The sequence below is a fragment of the Xanthomonas sp. SHU 308 genome (assembly GCF_000364645.1).
GTDB lineage: Bacteria > Pseudomonadota > Gammaproteobacteria > Xanthomonadales > Xanthomonadaceae > Xanthomonas_A > Xanthomonas_A sontii.
Genome location: NZ_AQOK01000355.1, coordinates 1 through 2605, shown reverse-complemented (window position 1 = coordinate 2605; position 2605 = coordinate 1). Strand labels below are relative to the sequence as shown.

Below are 2605 nucleotides of genomic sequence, written 5' to 3'. Positions count from 1 at the left end.
CAGGCGTCGGGGCTGAAGCCCCTCCCACAGCAGCCGCTCCTGCGACATGCGATCACGGCCCTCAACGTTTCAGCCCGTAGCAATCCAACGAATCCCCAATCCCCAATCCCCAATCCCCGCCCCTCAATCATCCACCCGCTCGCCCATCAGCTCGCGCTGGCGCTTGTCCAGTTCCTCGGCGTAGCGCTTGCGCACGAAGCTTTCGCTGAGCACGCCCAGCACCTTGCCCTGCTCGTCGACCACCGCCAGTTCGTCGCTCTGGGTCAGGTCGAACTGGCGCATGGCGGTGACCACGTCGGTGTCCGCGGGCAGGGCGACGTCGCGGTTGCCGGCGTAGTCGACGATGGCCGCCTCGGCGTTGACGCCGTCGGCATAGGCGGCGGCCAGGGTGACCAGGCCAGCGTAATGGCCGCTCTCGTCCTCCAGCACCACGCGGGTGCCCGAGCCGAGCGGGAAGCGGCGGCGGAACTCGGCCACGCTGGTGGTGGCGGCCAGCGGATGCACGTCCTTCTGCATCATCCGCCCGGCGCTGAGGTGCTTGACCCAGCCGACGTCGCGCGCGCTCTTGATGGTCTCGCCGCGCAGGTGCAGGCGCCAGGTGGAGAACGAGTAGCCGAAGATCTGGCGGACGATGGTGTTGGCGACCAGCACCGCCACCATCACTGCGCTGGCCAGCACGAAATCGTGGGTGCCTTCCAGTACCAGCATCGCCATCGTCATCGGCGCGCCGATCACCGCGGCGGCCATCGCCGCCATGCCGGCCAGCGACGCGGCGGTGCCGTCGACCAAGGCCATGCCGCTGCCGAGATTCAGCACGCCGGCGAACAGCCCGCCGACCAGCGACCCCATGAACAACGAGGCGAAGAACAGGCCGCCGCGGAAGCCGAAGCCCAGCGAGATCGCCGAGCCCAGGCACTTGAGCAGCAACAGGATGCCCAGCCAGCGCAGCGAGGTCGGGCTGGTCAGGTCCAGGTGCAGCGCGCCGTGTCCGGAGGACAGCACCTGCGGGGTGATCAACGCCAGCGGGATCAGTAGCAGGCCGCCGGCGACCGGGCGTGCCCAGCGCGGCAGCGGGCTGCGGTTGATCGCCTGTTCGATCGCGCCGATCAGGCGCATCACCGCCACCGCCAGCAGCGCGCAGAGCACGCCGAGCAGCGCGTACAGCACGTAGTCGCGCGCCTCCAGCGCCGAGGCCGCCGAGGCCGGCAGCAGGTACGGCTGCACTCCGGCCAACTGCGACACGAACACCGCGCCCAGTGAGGCCACCGCCACCGGTGCCAGCGCCGACGGCGAGTACGCGCCGATCACGATCTCGAACGCATAGAACGCGCCGGCCAGCGGCGCGCCGAAGGCCGCCGCGATGGCCGCGCCGGCACCGGCGCCGACCAGGGTGCGGATGTCGGCGCGGCGCAGGCGCAGCACCCGGCCCAGGTGCGAGCCGCTGCCGGCGCCCATCTGCGTGTACGCCGCCTCCAGGCCGACCGAGGCACCGACGCCGTTGGAGAACAGGGTCTGCACGGAGACGATCAGGTTGTCGCGCATCGACATGCGCCCGCCATACAGCGCGTTGGCTTCGACGGCGTCGACCAGTTGCCGCTTGCGCGCGCGTGCGGCCATGCCCAGCAGGCCGACCAGCAGCCCGCCCAGCGGCAGCACCAGCAACTGGTGCACGCTCAGTTCGGACATGGCGCTGAGCCGCTCGTCGGCCTCCAGGCCGTACAGCAGAGCCTGCGCGCCGTGTGCCAGGCTGCTCTGCAACAGGGTCAGCAGGCCGGCGATCACGCCGACCAGCAGGGCCAGGGCGATGAACCAGACATCGCTTGCGCGCAGGCGCCGGCGCAGCGCGTCGGCGAGGCTGTGCGAGGCGTCGGCCAGTCCCGGCCGCGGACGCAGGTTCACGGCGCGCGATCCTATTTGATGCGACGGACCTTGGCGCGGGTGTTGTAGTTGTCGATCTGCATGTACCACACGCCCATGATGCCGGGGGTGATCTTCACCTTGGGCGCGGTGCGGTGCACGCTGGGCAGGCTCGCCGCCTCGGTCTGCTCCCATTCCTGACCGTTGGCCAGCACGTACTTGCGGCCTTTGGCGAAGCCGGAGAACTCGCCCACCAGGGTGCTCTCGATCGGCTCGGCGCTGCCGAAGTCGAAGAAGCCGCGGTTCTTGGTGATCACCTCGCGGCGGCCCTCTTCCTTGGCCTTCTCCAGCGCCACCGCGGTTTCCTTGGCGACCTTGCCCTGCAGCCAGTCGTTCAGCGCGGCCAGCTCCTGCGGCGACAGCTTGTCCAGCCCGGCCGCCTTGAACTCCTGCGGCGACATCTGCGTCTGCAGATCGCCGGAGACGGTGCGCTGGGCGAGCGCCGGGGCGGCGGACACGGCGAGCGCCGCGCACAGGACCAGGGGAGCGAGACGCGCAAGAGACATGGCGGGGATCCGGGAAGTGGGATGCGCCGTAGTGTAGTCGCAAGCGGTGACTGCGCACGGGATACCGGGCGCGCCGGGACCGTGTCGGCGCCCGGTTCAGTCCTCGGCGGCGGCGGGCGCGCCCGACCTGCGCGGCGGTCGCCGGTACACGAAGTCCGGCGCCGGCGCGGCGGCTTCGCGCT

At 70.7% G+C, this 2605-nt stretch carries 2 protein-coding genes; both read right to left on the bottom strand.

Going from position 1 to position 2605, the window contains the following annotated elements; translation table 11 throughout:
- Nucleotides 1-123: 123 nt before the first annotated feature.
- Entirely contained in the window at nt 124-1899 is a 1776-nt protein-coding gene (locus D588_RS0112400; protein ID WP_017916216.1) for a chloride channel protein, read from the bottom strand.
- 11 nt (nt 1900-1910) lie between these two features.
- Nucleotides 1911-2423: a hypothetical protein gene (locus D588_RS0112395; RefSeq protein WP_017912272.1), complete on the bottom strand. Its 513-nt coding sequence runs from the start codon at nt 2421-2423 to the stop codon at nt 1911-1913.
- Nucleotides 2424-2605: the final 182 nt, after the last annotated feature.